Raw genomic sequence first — 13,392 nt, forward strand, 5'->3', positions numbered from 1 at the left:
GCATTGCTGGCGCTTTTACTGGTGTGGCCTGGAGCCGCCTTGGCGGCAGAGGTGCTGCAGGTGCGGGGGGCAACCCTGCTGCAGCTAGGCGACCAAAACCGTAGCTACACGGTGCAGCTGGCCTGTGTGGAGGTGCCTGAAGCTCAGCAGGCTGAGGCAGTGGCCTGGCTTCGCCAAGCCGTTCCTCGCCACACCCGCGTCAATTTGCGGCCGATGGGCCAAAACCAGGGTGTCCTGTTGGCAAGGGTTCAGCCGCTTGCTCCCGTGCGTGGCAGCACAAACCAAGCAGCAGATCTGGGCAACGGATTAATCGCAGCTGGTCTGGCCCAAGCCGACTCGCTCGCCAGCGCCGACTGTGCCAACGTCGCAGCCTGAATGAGGCCACTTATCTGCCCATGAGTCTGAATCGCACCGCCAAGGGCATCGTGCTGGTGCCCTCCCTGCTGCTGGGGGGAGCCTTCCTGGCGGCGGGGGTATGGAGTGAGGGCCCCGCGGCGAGTAATAAAACCTTGGCCCTTAGCTTGGGCGGATTGCTGATGGCGGCTGGGCTACTCGCCCAACTCCTACCGGAGAGCAAGCCAGAGTCTTCCGACTCCGACTGATCTCCAGTCAAAGGGCAAGCTCTTTACTTCTTGGGCTGGGCTTTGGAGGCCTGGGCTGTGTACTGGGCGATCACTTCGTCCACAAATTTTTTGTCGTCGGCGGTGATCTTGGCGTAACAGCCCTGCTTAACCCGTCCCACAATCTGCACAATGCTGCCGTTGACAATCTGGGCGGCTTCAAGCTTGCCGCTGCCAGCTATCTGACCGCCATGGGCAGCGGTCACCACGTAGGTGATCGCCTTGGCATTGGAGATAACGGCGTTTTGCACGGCCAATTTCTGCTCTACCGCCAGCTCACAGACGTTGACGGCGGCGGCGAGAGCCAGATCGTTCATGGTCTCCAGGCTGACTGGCTTGGCCGCAGCGGCGGCGGCCCCAGGCGACTGGGCGAAGACAGGAGCTCCCAGCAGAGTGGTGGTACTTAGGGCGGAAGCAGCGATCCAGGCGAGGGAAAAGCGAGACACAGAAACTTGCGAGCAACGAAAAAGCTTCACCCCACTGTGCCACCTATTTCGAACCAGCGGCAGGGGGTGTGGGGCCTGCATCGCTGGCTTCCAGTTAAGACAACGCCCCAAGAAGGCGCCAGATTCATGGTGGCTGCCAACTTACCCATGCCAACTACCCGTGCCAACTGCCGCGAACTGCTCGTCGTGCCGTTCGCGGCAGTTGGCATCGGGGCGATCGCCGAGGTGGGCGGCAAAAACGCCTCCCTAGGCGAAATGATCCGCGAGCTCGCGGGCCAGGGTGTGCGGGTGCCTGGAGGCTTCGCCACCACAGCCGCCGCCTACAGCCACCTTCTGCGCAGCAACGACCTAAGAACTCCACTGCAGGATCTACTCCAAAACCTGGATGCTGATGATCTCGGTGCCCTGCAGGCCGCCGGCAAAGCCGCCCGGAACCTGCTGCTGAACACCACCTTGCCCGCCGACCTCAGCGAAGCGATCCTGGCCGCCTATCGAGAGCTGGCAACACTAGATGGCGTTTTGCCAGCGGTAGCAGTGCGCTCGAGCGCCACAGCCGAAGACCTGCCCGATGCCAGCTTTGCTGGCCAGCAGGAGACCTTCCTCAATATTCAGGGCGAAGCTGCCCTGCTGCAGGCCTGCCGGCGTTGCTACGCGTCGCTGTTCACCGACCGGGCCATCTCCTACCGCCAGCTCAATGGTTTTGATCACCTCGAGGTCGCCCTTTCGATCGGTGTGCAGCGCATGGTGCGCTCCGATCTGGCCTGCGCCGGGGTGATGTTCAGCATCGACACCGAGACAGGCTTCCGCGACGCGGTGCTGCTCACCGCCGCCTACGGCCTCGGTGAAAACGTTGTGCAGGGCGCCGTTAACCCCGATGAGGTGCTGATTTTTAAGCCAACGCTTGAGCAGGGCTTTGCGCCGATCCTCAGTAAGCGACTGGGCAGCAAGGCGATCCGGATGGTGTATGGGGAAGCGGGGATAACCGTGACAAACGAGCCCGTGCCGGAAGCCGAGTGCAACCGCTTCGCCCTCAGCGATGACGAGTGCCTCACCCTGGCCCGCTGGGCCTGCCAAATCGAGCGTCACTACAGCGCTAAGCGTGGCGCTCCCACGCCGATGGACATCGAGTGGGCAAAAGATGGCCTCACAGGCGAGCTGTTCATCCTCCAAGCCCGTCCGGAAACCGTGCAGTCGCGGCAGCAGCAGGCGGTGCTGCGCAGCTGGCACCTGGAGCCCCATCAGGCGCAAACCCTGGTGAGCGGCCGCGCCATCGGCGCCTCGGTGAGCAGCGGCGTAGCCCGGGTGATTAAGGATCCCGGCGAAATCAGCCGTTTTGAGGCTGGCGACCTACTGATCACCGAACGCACCGACCCCGACTGGGAACCAATCCTCAAACGAGCCAGCGGCGTGGTGACCGACCAGGGCGGCCGCACCTGCCATGCGGCGATCATTGCCCGCGAGATGGGCATTACGGCCATCGTCGGCACCGGCGATGGCACCCAGCGCATCCATGACGGCGACGCCATCACGATCAGCTGCTGCGAAGGCGATGTCGGCCGGGTGTACCGGGGCAACCTGCCGTTCAGCGTCACGGAGCAGGCCATTGGCGATCTGCCCGTCACCCGCACCCAGATCTTGATAAGTGTGGGCAATCCGGAGGAGGCCTTCAACCTTGCGGCCATTCCCTGCGACGGGGTGGGCCTGGCCAGGCTGGAGTTCATCATCGCCAATCACATCAAGGTGCACCCGTTGGCCCTGCTCCAGCCTGAGCGGGTTGCTGACGCCGAGCAGCGGCAGCAGATAGCCCGGTTAACGGCCGGCCACACCAGCCCCGCCGAGTACTACGTGGATCTACTGGCCCAGGGCATGGCCCGCATTGCAGCGGCTTTCTATCCCAGGCCGGTGATCCTGCGCTTTTCCGATTTCAAGAGCAATGAATACGCTCGCCTGCTTGGGGGAGCTGCGTTTGAACCCAACGAGGAGAACCCGATGCTCGGCTGGCGGGGCGCCTCCCGCTATTACGCCCCCGCCTTCCGCGCTGCTTTTGCCCTCGAATGCCAGGCCCTTAAACGGGTGCGCGATGCCATGGGACTCACCAATGTGATCCCGATGGTGCCTTTCTGCCGCACCCCCGAGGAGGGGGATCGGGTGTTGGCCGAAATGGCCCGCTCCGGCCTGGTGCGGGGTGAAAACGGGCTTGAGGTGTATGTGATGTGCGAGCTACCAAGCAACGTGATCGCGGCAGAGGCGTTTGCCGAGCGCTTCGATGGCTTCTCGATCGGCTCCAACGACCTCACCCAGCTCACCCTGGGGCTGGATCGCGATTCAGCCTTGGTGGCTGAGTTGTTTGACGAGCGCCATCCGGCCGTGAAGGCCATGATTCGCCTGGCAATCCAAAGCGCCAAACGCTGCGGCCGCAAGATCGGCATCTGCGGCCAAGCCCCCAGCGACTACCCCGATTTCGCTCGCTTCCTGGTGGAGGAGGGCATTGATTCGATCAGCCTCAACCCCGACGCCGTGATCGCCACCCGCCTGGAGGTGGCCAGGATCGAGGCCAGCTTGGCCTGAGCCGCCAACCGCATCTCTCAGCCGATCCGCCGCAGCGGCGGTCCCTGACTGGGTTGAATCTGGGCCGGTAGCTGCTGGCTGCTGATCGACTCCAGGGTGGTCATGTTGTAGCTGGTGTAGGTCGTGCGTCCCGCGCCATCACCCTGGGGCCAGAAGGCATCGATCACGGTGAGGGTCTGCACCGGAGCCGTGCTGTCCTGCAGCCGGCGGCGCGGACCGCTGCCCAGGGCACCGAGGTTGAGCAGGTCCAGTTGACCCACCCGGCCTGGGAAGAAGGCGTGATGGTGGCCGCTGATGTAGGCATGGGCGCCGGTGCGCTCCAGCAACTGGCGCAGGGACTCGCTCTGCTGCAACACTTCGCCAGGCCGGTCCCGGCCCTCTCCTACGGCCAGCAGCGGCAGGTGGCCAAGCACCAGCCGCAACCGGGCCGATTGGGCCTCGGGGCTGCGCAGCTGGCGCTCGGCCCAGGCCACCTGTTCGGCGGGCAGGGCGGCCGAGGAGGCATCCCACACCAGCAGGAAAAGGTCGTGCTGACGCACGCTGTAAGCGAAGGGAAAGCGGCTGGCATCAACAAACTTCAACCCCAAGGCATTCTGCTGGCCGCGCCAATAACGCTCGGCCTCCTGGCGATCGAGCTCAAATATGTAGTGGCCCCCAGAGCGGGCGGAAGAGGCGTCGTGGTTGCCCATGGTGATCGCCACCGGCAGCCCAGCCCGCTCCAGAGGTGCCAGCAGTTGGCGATGAAAGGAGGCCCACATGGCGCTGAGGTGTACCCGGCTGAGGCCCTGCTTTTGGCCCGCCACCATGTCGCCGCCGCAGAGCACCAGATCGGGTTTCCAGCTGGGGATCAGTTCAACGGCCCGCAGCACCTCCGGCAGGTAGCTGGTGGAGCCGTAGCTGCTGTTGAGATCGCTGATCGCCACCAGGCGCAGGTCGCCCCGGGGCGGCAGCAGCGGTTTGGCACCGCCTCTAGGGGCGGCAGTGGCCTCAGGGCTCAGGCCTGAGGCCGCAAGGGCGGCTACTCCCAAGCCAGCCAAGCTGAGGAAGCCACGTCGGGAGACGAACGCACCAGGCCAGGTGACCATCGGCCAGGTGAGGTTCTTCGGCGTGCTGCGCTGGAACATGCCCATGGTTTAGCGCCCCGCCTAGGCAGACAGACGCCAGAGCAAGGTGCCGTGGGCCGTGGCTCGCAGCACACAAAGGACCGCCAGGGCCATGCAAAGGGGGCAGTGGGTAATCGACAAAGAATCGACGCCGCATCGACCTCCAGCCTGGCAGCCCAATTCAATTTCAGGCGCAGTGGAGCCAAGACTGCTGAAATAACGCCATGAATCAGCGCCCGGCTCCCGTGCAGGCGCCCCCTTGGAGTCGGTAGTGCTGCGCCTGAGCGAATTGAAGCTGCCCCTCGACCACAGCGAGGCCGACCTGGCGGCGGCAGTGCTGAGGCGCCTGCGGCTCGCCCCCGATCAACTACTTGGGTTGCGGCTGGTTAAGCGCAGCGTTGATGCCCGCAAGAGCGCGGCGATCACCATCGTTTACAGCCTGGATTTGGATTTGGACCTTGATGCCCGTGCCGAGGCCCGGCTTCTAAAGCGCTTTGCCGGCGACCCCCATCTGCGGCCCTGCCCCGACACGACCTATCACCCCGTCGTAAGCGGAGCCAACGCTGGAAAGCTGCGACCAGTGGTGGTGGGAGCTGGTCCCTGCGGCTATTTCGCGGCCCTGCTGCTGGCCCAGATGGGGTTTCGTCCCCTACTGCTGGAGCGGGGCAAGGCGGTCAAGGAGCGCAGCGCCGACACCTTCGGCTTTTGGAAGGGGAGCGCTGACTTCAATCCCGAATCAAATGCCCAATTTGGCGAGGGTGGGGCTGGCACCTTCTCCGACGGCAAGCTTTACAGCCAGGTGAGCGAAGCCAAGCCCTACGTGCGCAAGGTGCTGGAGGAGCTAGTTGCCGCAGGCGCTAACCCTGACATCCTCACCCTGCACCACCCCCACATCGGCACCTACAAACTGGCCACGGTGGTGCGGGGGTTGCGGCAGCGAATCGAGGCCCTAGGGGGCGAGGTGCGCTTCGAGTGCCGGGTAGACGGCCTGGAGCTAAATCCCGTGGACCGCTCCATTCAGGGTCTGCAGCTCGATAGCGGCGAACGAATTGCCGCCACCCAGGTGGTGCTGGCCCTTGGCCACAGCGCCCGGGACAGCTTTGAGATGTTGAAAACCGCCGGCGTGGCGATGCAGCCCAAGCCTTTTGCCGCTGGTCTACGCATCGAACACCCCCAGAGCCTGATTGACAGGGCCCGCTGGGGGCAGGCCGCCGGCCACCCCCGCCTGGGCCCAGCTGAATACAAGCTGGTGCATCACTGCCGTGAGACAGCCAACTTGGGCCGCAGTGTCTACAGCTTTTGCATGTGCCCGGGGGGATTGGTGGTGGGGGCTACCTCGGAGCCAGGTCGAGTAGTTACCAATGGCATGAGCCAGCACACCCGCAATGAACGCAATGCCAACAGCGGCATCGTGGTGGGTATCGAGCTAGCCGATCTGACGCCCTATGGGGAAAGAGACGACGATCCCCTCGCCGGCGTTGCTTTTCAGCGCTATTGGGAGGGGCGCGCCTTTGTTACAGGCGGATCTAACTACCAAGCACCTGCCCAGCGGGTTGGAGATTTCCTCGCCAACCGCTCAAGTGAGGGCAGTGGCGGAGTGATTCCTTCATACCAACCAGGAGTTTGCTATGGAAATTTGGCTGGCTGCCTACCGGAGTTCGTGCTGACAGCTATCCGAGAGGCCCTGCCCGCCTTCGATCGCCGCATTCCAGGCTTCCTAATGGGCGATGCCCTGCTCACCGGTGTAGAGACCCGCACCTCGTCGCCCGTGCGGCTACCCAGAGACGAAATAACCCTGGAGTGTGGTAACACCCCAGGGTTATACCCAGCCGGCGAGGGAGCTGGTTATGCCGGCGGAATCCTCTCGGCAGCAATTGATGGCATCAAAGTGGCCGAACAGGTAGCCCTGTCGATCACTCTTCCTCGTCCTCAGCACCCAGTGGTACCAAGCGAATCTGTTTGCGACCCAACTTGATTTCGAACTCATCGCCAGGCTTGAGGTCAAGCATGCCCGTATAAGCCTTGCCGACCATCAAGTTGCCGTTGAACTGGACCTTGGTGTTGAAGCTGAGTTTTCGGCCGCCCTTCCCGGTTTTGGCTGCACTGCCAAAATCGACTCCCTTGGCATTTAAGAGAGCCTCGTAGAAGGCTGTGAAGTTCAGCCGTTCCGAACCATCTTTTTTGTGGGAGACATAGCCGCAAGCGCGAACCAAGTCAGACTTGCTCACATCCCCGAGTTCTTTGACCTTGGCGAGGAGGTCGACACCAGTGAGCATTGATCATAATTATGCAACTTCTGCATTATTGCGCAGAAACAGGCCCGAATGCAAGCTACGCGGCTTTGATTGAAGGCGAATCCAGCTCGAAACAGCGCCAAGATTCAAGCCTGAGAAACAATGCCGCTCCACTGCACCGCCTTCACCTGATCGCGCCGCCAGGAGTGAAAAAGCAGTGGTTCGCTGGCTGTGCAAAGAGGGCAGCGGCCAATTTGCGCCGTGGGCACCCCAAGTCGCTCCAGTTGGAGCTGGGCGGCAAGGCGAATATCAAGGCGGTCTTTCATAGGGTTTGGATCGGCCTGCAGAGCGCCGCACTGACGCAACTGCTCAAGCAGAATAGGCAGCAAAGACGCATCAGGGGCGGCGGCTAGAGACGCCGCAACCTGTTCAGACACCAGCCGCTGCACTTGGTAGGAGCCACCGCCGATCGCTGGTCCTAGGGCCACCAGCAGCTCGGCCGGCCGACTGCCTCCATCCACCAGCTGCTGCACGGCGCGCTCGAGGATGCCTCCAGCCACACCGCGCCAACCAGCGTGGCAAGCCGCCACCCGGCCAGTAGCGGGATCAGCAATCAGCACCGGGGTGCAGTCAGCGCCACAAGCCCAGAGGCTTTGGCCGCCGGCATCACTAATAAGACCATCGGCCTCGGGAAAGGGATCGGCGCTGGCCTGGCTGGCTGGCAAAACCAAGGCGCTGTGCACCTGACGCAGACGGTGCACACTCACCCCAGCGCTCAAATAAGCCGCCAGCACCTCAGGCCCCCGTCCCTGCCATTGACGTGTAAAGAAGCCATGCTCAAACGACTGGAGCAGGTCGCACTGGAGGTAGTAGCCGCCATAGGTACCTACCCAGGTCCAACCGGGCAAGGGATTGAAGTCCCGGTCGGGACGATCAAAGGGGGGATCAACCGCTTCGGCCATCGTGGGGAATCAAGCGTCGGGAAGATCGCGCAGCAACCAGAAGCCCTCAAAGCGCTGGTCCTGCTCGCTGGCTTGAACGGCAAGGAACTGAAGGCCACCGGCCTGCTCTCGGGCGGCAGCAAAAGCCGCAGTGGCCACCTCTGCCTCCTCAGCCGGCAAGTTGGTGAGCAGCCAGCGATCCTCAAGGCCTGCCTCAAGCACTAGCTGCGGGCCACTGATCTCAAGCCGCACGGGTTCGAGCCCAGCCAGCCAGCCGGCCAGGGCCAGGGCCCTGGTGGAGCTGAATAGGCGAATGCCCGGCACCGGCAGTTCGGCAGCCCCCGCCTCTGGTAGGGGTACGAGGCCCGCAAAGCCAACCTCCCACTCCGATGCAGCGGCTAGGACACCCAAGGGCAAGGTGGCCCAGGCCCAGCTGTCGCCCCGCGCCTCTTCCGGCAAGGGCACCGCAATCGGTCGCAAAGCCTGGGGGGGCGGTGCTAGCGGGCCCGCCATGTAGCCGGGCTCCTGGGGATACACCAGGCGCTCCCGCTCCTGCAGCCAGTTGACTAGGGCGTAGGTACGGCGGCTGGGCACCAGCTCCAATCCCAGCCCCTCAGCAGCCCGCTGCACCATGGTGCGCATCGAGCCACGCCAGCAGCGCAGCCGCCGAGGCGGCCCAAAACCCTGGGAGGCAGCACCAGCCAATGCTGCCTCCAGAGCCTCCCTCAGCCAGATCGAATTAACGCTGGTGGCAGGGCAGGCCTGGGCCCAGCGGAAGGATTCGCTCGCTACCTCCCCTGGTCCGGGCACCTCAGGGGTGGAACAAATCAGCAGCTCCCAGCGCTTTTTGCCATCTTCTTCAAAAATGGGACGGGAGTAGTAGTCGAGCTCCCAATCTGGAGCGGCCTGCTTCATCCGGCCCCTTGTTCTTGCTGGCGCAGCACGGAGCGGGCCCGGTTGGCCCGATCTGGAGCCTCAGCCATCACCTTGTCGCGATCGATCAGCAGTTCACCGGGCTGTCCCTCGAGAAGGGCGGTATTGAGGGCGATGCGGCCCCGGCCCGGATCCAGCTCGGTGATCAGGGCCTTGACCCGGTCTCCCTGGCCAAAAACCTCACGCAGGTCCCGCAGCTGACCACCACTAATTGCCGATTGATGCAACAAACCGCTCACACCGCCTAGATCGACAAACAAGCCATAGGGCTTAATTGCCACCACCTGGCCTTCGACCAGCTGACCCACCTCCAGGTTTTGGAACAGGGCTGCAGTGGCAGCTTTCTTCTCCGACAACACCAACTTGCGGGTCTCTGGATTGACCTCTAGGAAAGCGGCACCAAGGGTCTTACCCACCAAAGCCTCATGGTTTTCGCCCTCCTGCAGCTGGGAACGGGGGATGAAGCCGCGCAATCCCTCAAGTTCACAGGTGACACCACCTCGATTGAAGCCGTTCACTTTGACCTGCACCACCTTGCCCTCCTTCTCCAGGAGCCTCACCTTCTCCCAGCTCTGGCGCAGGGCCAAGGCACGGGCGCTGATGGTCACCATGCCATCGGCGTTTTGCTCACCGGTGACGAGCACATCCACCTCCAGCCCCTTCGGAAAGGTCTCCTTGAGGTTGGTGATCACCCCCAGGCCGCACTCTTTCTTGGGCATGAAACCCGGCGCCTTGCCGCCGATATCCACGTAAACGCCATCGCTTTCGACACCGATCACGGTGCCGCGCACCACCTCTCCAGTGGTGCCATGGGGCTCGTGGTCGTCGAGAGCCGCCAGAAAGGCTTCTTCGTCAAAGTCGAAATCGTCGACGCTCCGCGCCGCGGGCTTGGTGCTGGGCTCTCCGGCAACAGCAGCCTTGGGAGCCCGCTTCTGACTCGGGTCAGGGCCCAGCAGGTCGGCCATGGTGAGGCCCTCCATGGACCCCAGGTCAAACAGGTCGTCGTCGTTTCGGACAGGAGTGCTGGCAGGTGCTGCAACCCGGTTAACGGGAGCGAGCTGAGCGGGAGCCTGGGGAGCTGCGGCAAGCGCAGGTTCAGTCGCAGACGACTGCGGGGCTGGCTCGTCCTTGCGGATCATCAACACCTGGGGCGGCTTACGCAGGGGCGCCAGAGGCTGGGGGCGTGCAGGCACTGGGCGCGCAGGACCAGGGGGCACGGGCCGGGATGAGGATGAGGGCGGTTGACTGCCGGTACCGGCCATCTCCACTAAGGGCTGAGAGCCCCACACTGTAGTGATCAGTCCTCAAAAAATGCCCCAGCAGCGCCACCTTGAGCAGCTGGCCTGGCCGCAGGTTCAGGAGCTTGCAGCCCAGCCAGGAAGCACGGTTGTCTGGCCCTGGGGGGCGGTCGAGCAACACGGCCCCCAACTGCCGCTCGGAACGGATGGCCTGTTTGCTGAGCGAGTGCTGGACGCAGTTTTGGCAGCGCTGGAGCCAAGCCTGCCCATCTTGCGGCTGCCGCTGCAGAGCATTGGCTTCTCCCCAGAGCACCGTGGTTTCAGTGGCACCATCAGCCTCCCCCCCCAGGTCCTGATCGAGCAACTGGTGGCCGTAGGCCATGAACTTGCCGGCACAGGTTTTCAGCGGCTGGTGTTGTTTAACGGACACGGAGGCCAAATATCACTGCTTCAGACCGCCGCGCGCCAGCTGCGGGCGGAGCGGCCCGCGCTAGCCGTGCTGCCCTGCTTTTTATGGAGTGGTCCCGAGGGGATCGCCGAGCTCATCCCCGAGCCGGAGCGCTCCGACGGGCTGCACGCGGGCCTGGCGGAAACCAGCCTGATGCTGCACCTCGCCCCCCAGCTGGTGGGCGAGCAGCGCCCCTGCGACGGCAAGCGAGGCGAGGTCATCCCCGCGGGCTGGAGCCTGGAAGGGGCCGCCCCGCTTGCCTGGCTCAGCCAGGAACTCAGCCTCACCGGAGTGGTTGGCGACGCCCGCGGCGCTTCTGCAGCCCTGGGAGCCCAACTTTTTGACCGGTTGGTCGCAGGTTGGCAGCACCGCTTCGAAACCCTGCTGGCCAGCCCCTGGCCAGGCCAAGGGACGGTCAGAGTTCGGTAGGGGGTGGTTACAGTCAGATGATCAGATCCAACAGCGCGGCTGCCATGGCAACTCTTGCTCCTACCAATGTCACTGACAATGTGACTGAGAATGTCACTGAGGCGTTCCCATCCGACCAACTGCCCGACTTCAGCACAGACACCTACAAGGACGCCTACAGCCGCATCAACGCGATCGTGATTGAAGGTGAGCAGGAAGCTCACGACAATTACATCTCTATCGGTGGGCTTCTCCCCGACCAAGCTGAGGAGCTCACAAAATTGGCCCGCATGGAGCTGAAGCACATGAAGGGCTTCACAGCTTGCGCCAACAACCTCGGCGTCACTGCTGACATGCCGTTTGCTAAGGAGTTCTTCTCGCCTCTGCACAACAACTTTCAGAAGGCTTTAGCTGAAGGTAAGGTCACAACCTGTCTTTTGATTCAGGCCATTCTGATCGAGGCCTTTGCCATTTCGGCTTATCACATCTATATCCCTGTAGCCGATCCATTTGCGCGTAAGATCACCGAAGGTGTAGTCAAAGATGAGTACACACACCTTAATTACGGTCAGGAATGGCTGAAAGCCAACCTTGAAACGGTGCGAGGGGAGCTGGAGCAGGCAAACCGTGAGAATCTGCCCCTGGTGCGCAAGATGCTCCAGCAGGTCGCTGGCGACGCGGCTGTTCTGCAAATGGACCAGGAGGATTTGATGGCCGATTTCCTCACCTCCTACCAAGAGGCTCTGCTCGAAGTTGGCTTCACTTCCAGGGAGATTGCCAAAATGGCAGCTGCTGCATTGATCGGCTGAAGCCTCCTGCCAGGGGTGTCGTGGCAAGATGTAGCGTCCGCGACATCCCCTGGGGTTGCCCATGTTCGGCCTGATCGGTCACTCCACAAGCTTCGAGGCTGCCCGTGAAAAGGCTCGCACTCTTGGCTTTGAAGAGTTTGCCGAAGGTGACCTCGACGTTTGGTGTAGTGCCCCGCCCCAATTGGTGGAGCATCTTCAGGTCACCAGCGCCACAGGCAAGACCATAGAAGGGGCATACATCGACTCCTGCTTCGTGCCAGAAATGCTGAGTCGGTTTAAAACCGCTCGCCGCAAGGTGCTCAGCGCCATGGAGCTGGCCCAAAAAAATGGTATCGATATCACCGCTTTAGGCGGGTTTACCTCGATCATTTTTGAAAATTTCAACCTGCTCAAGGAGCAGCAAATCCGTTCCACCACCTTGGAATGGGAGCGATTCACTACCGGAAATACCCACACCGCCTGGGTGATTTGTCGCCAGGTGGAAACCAATGCCCCCAAGCTCGGTATTGATCTGAGCCAGGCCCGGGTCGCAGTCATTGGGGCTACCGGTGATATCGGCAGCGCTGTATGCCGCTGGCTGAGTCAGCGCACTGGAGTCAAGGAGCTCTTACTGGTCGCCCGCCAGCCCCAACCCTTGCTGGACTTACAGCAGGAGCTTGGCGGCGGCCGGATCCTCAAGCTGGAGGAGGCCCTACCGGAAGCCGATGTAGTGGTGTGGGTGGCCAGCTTGCCCCAAACGCTGAGCATTGATGCGGCCAGTCTTAAGTCGCCCTGCCTGATGATCGACGGCGGCTACCCGAAAAACCTAGACACCAAGGCCAGTGGCAACGGCATCCATGTATTGAAGGGCGGCATCGTTGAGTTTTTCAGCGACATCACCTGGCAAATGATGGAAATGGCTGAAATGGACAACCCCAAACGTCAGATGTTTGCCTGTTTCGCCGAGGCCATTCTGCTGGAGTTCGAAGGTATCCACACCAACTTCAGCTGGGGGCGCAACAACATCAGCCTCGACAAGATGGATCTGATCGGTGCCGCCTCCCTGAGCCATGGCTTCGAGGCCCTGGGGCTGTCTGCCCAGATCGATCCCACCCCGGCCCTGACTACTGCCTGAATACCTTTACTCCCCTTGCCCATCCCCGCCATGGCCCGCCGCGCCTTGCTGGAGTTCGAAAAACCCCTCGTTGAGCTCGAAGAGCAGATCGAGCAGATCCGCCAGTTGGCACGCGACTCGGAGGTGGATGTGAGTCAGCAGCTGCTGCAGCTCGAGACCCTGGCCACCAGACGTCGCAAAGACATCTTCGATGCCCTGACGCCCTCCCAGAAGATCCAGGTGGCCCGCCACCCCCAGCGGCCCAGCACCCTGGACTACATCCAGGTGATTACTGATGAGTGGCTGGAGCTGCATGGCGACCGCCGTGGCAGTGACGACCGGGCCCTAGTGGGTGGGGTTGGCAGGATCGGTGAGCAGGGTGTGGTGCTGCTCGGACATCAAAAAGGCCGCGACACCAAGGAGAATGTCGCCCGCAACTTCGGCATGGCATCCCCAGGGGGCTATCGCAAGGCGATGCGGCTGATGGAGCATGCCGATCGCTTTCGCCTGCCGATCTTGAGTTTCATCGATACGCCGGGGGCCTACGCGGG

Annotated in this window: 13 protein-coding genes and 1 pseudogene; 8 read left to right on the forward strand and 6 right to left on the reverse strand. The window is 62.6% G+C overall.

What is annotated here, in order from left to right:
• Positions 1–3 precede the first annotated feature (3 nt).
• Together KBY85_RS07780 and KBY85_RS07785 are read left to right on the forward strand one after the other, a co-directional pair.
• Entirely contained in the window at positions 4–375 is a 372-nt protein-coding gene (locus KBY85_RS07780; RefSeq protein ID WP_254960951.1) for a hypothetical protein, read from the forward strand.
• A gap of 20 nt (positions 376–395) precedes the next feature.
• A complete protein-coding gene (locus tag KBY85_RS07785) occupies positions 396–602 on the forward strand; it encodes a GIVxVP protein (RefSeq protein WP_254930967.1) in 207 nt (68 codons plus the stop codon).
• Positions 603–625: 23 nt separating this feature from the next.
• Here the strand turns inward: KBY85_RS07785 and KBY85_RS07790 are convergent, their stop codons facing one another.
• Positions 626–1,066: a hypothetical protein gene (locus KBY85_RS07790; protein WP_254930968.1), complete on the reverse strand. Its 441-nt coding sequence runs from the start codon at positions 1,064–1,066 to the stop codon at positions 626–628.
• A gap of 147 nt (positions 1,067–1,213) precedes the next feature.
• Here KBY85_RS07790 and ppsA point away from each other — a divergent pair, with 147 nt between their 5' ends.
• Positions 1,214–3,634, forward strand: coding sequence for a phosphoenolpyruvate synthase (gene ppsA / locus KBY85_RS07795; RefSeq protein ID WP_254960952.1), 2,421 nt, complete (start codon positions 1,214–1,216; stop codon positions 3,632–3,634).
• A 17-nt stretch (positions 3,635–3,651) separates the two neighbouring features.
• On the opposite strand, the gene KBY85_RS07800 is transcribed toward ppsA, so the two are convergent.
• On the reverse strand, positions 3,652–4,764 hold the full coding sequence (locus KBY85_RS07800) for a metallophosphoesterase (protein ID WP_254930970.1): 1,113 nt from the start codon (positions 4,762–4,764) through the stop codon (positions 3,652–3,654).
• 244 nt (positions 4,765–5,008) lie between these two features.
• Between KBY85_RS07800 and KBY85_RS07805 the strand changes: the two genes are divergently transcribed.
• Positions 5,009–6,712 (forward strand): NAD(P)/FAD-dependent oxidoreductase, encoded by a 1,704-nt coding sequence (locus KBY85_RS07805; RefSeq protein ID WP_254960959.1) that lies wholly within the window; start codon positions 5,009–5,011, stop codon positions 6,710–6,712.
• Here the strand turns inward: KBY85_RS07805 and KBY85_RS07810 are convergent.
• The 4 genes from KBY85_RS07810 to KBY85_RS07825 form a co-directional block, all read right to left on the reverse strand.
• Positions 6,651–7,013, reverse strand: coding sequence for an AbrB family transcriptional regulator (locus KBY85_RS07810; protein ID WP_254930971.1), 363 nt, complete (start codon positions 7,011–7,013; stop codon positions 6,651–6,653). The two genes, KBY85_RS07805 and KBY85_RS07810, sit on opposite strands and share 62 nt — an antisense overlap.
• A 104-nt stretch (positions 7,014–7,117) precedes the next feature.
• A complete protein-coding gene (gene pgeF, locus KBY85_RS07815) occupies positions 7,118–7,933 on the reverse strand; it encodes a peptidoglycan editing factor PgeF (protein WP_254960953.1) in 816 nt (271 codons plus the stop codon).
• 9 nt (positions 7,934–7,942) lie between these two features.
• Positions 7,943–8,827: a Tab2/Atab2 family RNA-binding protein gene (locus tag KBY85_RS07820; RefSeq protein WP_254960954.1), complete on the reverse strand. Its 885-nt coding sequence runs from the start codon at positions 8,825–8,827 to the stop codon at positions 7,943–7,945.
• Positions 8,824–10,107 (reverse strand): S1 RNA-binding domain-containing protein, encoded by a 1,284-nt coding sequence (locus tag KBY85_RS07825; RefSeq protein WP_254930974.1) that lies wholly within the window; start codon positions 10,105–10,107, stop codon positions 8,824–8,826. The genes KBY85_RS07820 and KBY85_RS07825 overlap by 4 nt, the downstream gene beginning before the upstream one ends.
• A 49-nt stretch (positions 10,108–10,156) precedes the next feature.
• On the opposite strand from KBY85_RS07825, the gene KBY85_RS07830 reads away from it, so the two are divergent.
• The 4 genes and pseudogenes from KBY85_RS07830 to KBY85_RS07845 form a co-directional block, all read left to right on the forward strand.
• Entirely contained in the window at positions 10,157–10,960 is an 804-nt protein-coding gene (locus KBY85_RS07830) for a creatininase family protein (protein WP_254960955.1), read from the forward strand.
• A 44-nt stretch (positions 10,961–11,004) separates the two neighbouring features.
• Positions 11,005–11,748: an aldehyde oxygenase (deformylating) gene (locus tag KBY85_RS07835; protein ID WP_254960956.1), complete on the forward strand. Its 744-nt coding sequence runs from the start codon at positions 11,005–11,007 to the stop codon at positions 11,746–11,748.
• A gap of 61 nt (positions 11,749–11,809) precedes the next feature.
• Positions 11,810–12,862 carry a long-chain acyl-[acyl-carrier-protein] reductase gene (locus KBY85_RS07840; protein ID WP_254960957.1) on the forward strand — a complete coding sequence of 351 codons (1,053 nt, stop codon included), beginning with the start codon at positions 11,810–11,812 and terminating at the stop codon, positions 12,860–12,862.
• A gap of 30 nt (positions 12,863–12,892) precedes the next feature.
• Positions 12,893–13,392, forward strand: a pseudogene (locus KBY85_RS07845) (acetyl-CoA carboxylase carboxyl transferase subunit alpha); the annotation flags it as partial.

Origin of the sequence: Cyanobium sp. BA5m-10, assembly GCF_024346255.1 — a bacterium.
Taxonomy (GTDB): domain Bacteria; phylum Cyanobacteriota; class Cyanobacteriia; order PCC-6307; family Cyanobiaceae; genus Cyanobium_A; species Cyanobium_A usitatum.

Bases quoted from the DNA above. Each gene is read 5' to 3' on its own strand.
- KBY85_RS07785 (WP_254930967.1), top strand. From the start codon at position 396: ATGAGTCTGAATCGCACCGCCAAGGGCATCGTGCTGGTGCCCTCCCTG.
- ppsA (WP_254960952.1), top strand. From the start codon at position 1,214: ATGCCAACTACCCGTGCCAACTGCCGCGAACTGCTCGTCGTGCCGTTC.
- KBY85_RS07800 (WP_254930970.1), bottom strand. From the start codon at position 4,764: ATGGGCATGTTCCAGCGCAGCACGCCGAAGAACCTCACCTGGCCGATG.
- KBY85_RS07810 (WP_254930971.1), bottom strand. From the start codon at position 7,013: ATGCTCACTGGTGTCGACCTCCTCGCCAAGGTCAAAGAACTCGGGGAT.
- pgeF (WP_254960953.1), bottom strand. From the start codon at position 7,933: ATGGCCGAAGCGGTTGATCCCCCCTTTGATCGTCCCGACCGGGACTTC.
- KBY85_RS07820 (WP_254960954.1), bottom strand. From the start codon at position 8,827: ATGAAGCAGGCCGCTCCAGATTGGGAGCTCGACTACTACTCCCGTCCC.
- KBY85_RS07825 (WP_254930974.1), bottom strand. From the start codon at position 10,107: ATGGCCGGTACCGGCAGTCAACCGCCCTCATCCTCATCCCGGCCCGTG.
- KBY85_RS07830 (WP_254960955.1), top strand. From the start codon at position 10,157: ATGCCCCAGCAGCGCCACCTTGAGCAGCTGGCCTGGCCGCAGGTTCAG.
- KBY85_RS07835 (WP_254960956.1), top strand. From the start codon at position 11,005: ATGGCAACTCTTGCTCCTACCAATGTCACTGACAATGTGACTGAGAAT.
- KBY85_RS07840 (WP_254960957.1), top strand. From the start codon at position 11,810: ATGTTCGGCCTGATCGGTCACTCCACAAGCTTCGAGGCTGCCCGTGAA.